Here is a 491-nt window from a genome sequence, read left to right as displayed (position 1 = left end):
GGGAATATAGCCCTTCAGGTGGCGCATACCCAGGTTGTAGGAGCAGTTCAGCATACCGCAGTAGGCGTCGCCGCGGCCGTTGATCATATCGCCGTCGCCCTCGGCAGCCGCCACAAACATGACGGGGCCGTCGAAGTATTTGGCGATCAAGGTTTCGGGAGTTTCGGGGCCGAAGTTGCCCAGGAACACCGTCAGGGCGTTGCAGCCCGCGGCCTTTACTTCTTCCACGGCTTTGAGCATATCGGCTTCGTTTTCCACCGTGACGCTGCACTCATAAGGCTCAAAACCTTTGGTCTTGCAGGCGGCCACGATGTTCTGGCGGCGCTGGGTGGACAGGGCAATGGGGAAGCAGTCGCGGCTGACGGCTACAATGCCCAGACGGACTTCGGGAATGTTGGTGGACTTCATGTCAAATTCCTCCGTTTTCTATGTGGATGATTCTGTTTACAAATCTTTTTCGATATCGATATTCTCGCCGGTCAGGGCCACCA

1 pseudogene is annotated in these 491 nt (G+C 56.6%); it reads right to left on the bottom strand.

Annotated features, from left to right (window positions below):
- Positions 1-408, bottom strand: a pseudogene (locus H6B10_RS15270) (fucose isomerase); the annotation flags it as partial.
- Positions 409-491 lie beyond the last annotated feature (83 nt).

The organism is Gemmiger formicilis, assembly GCF_016901605.1.
GTDB classification, from domain to species: Bacteria; Bacillota; Clostridia; order Oscillospirales; family Ruminococcaceae; genus Gemmiger; species Gemmiger formicilis_B.
This window is presented reverse-complemented; position numbering and strand designations above follow the sequence as displayed.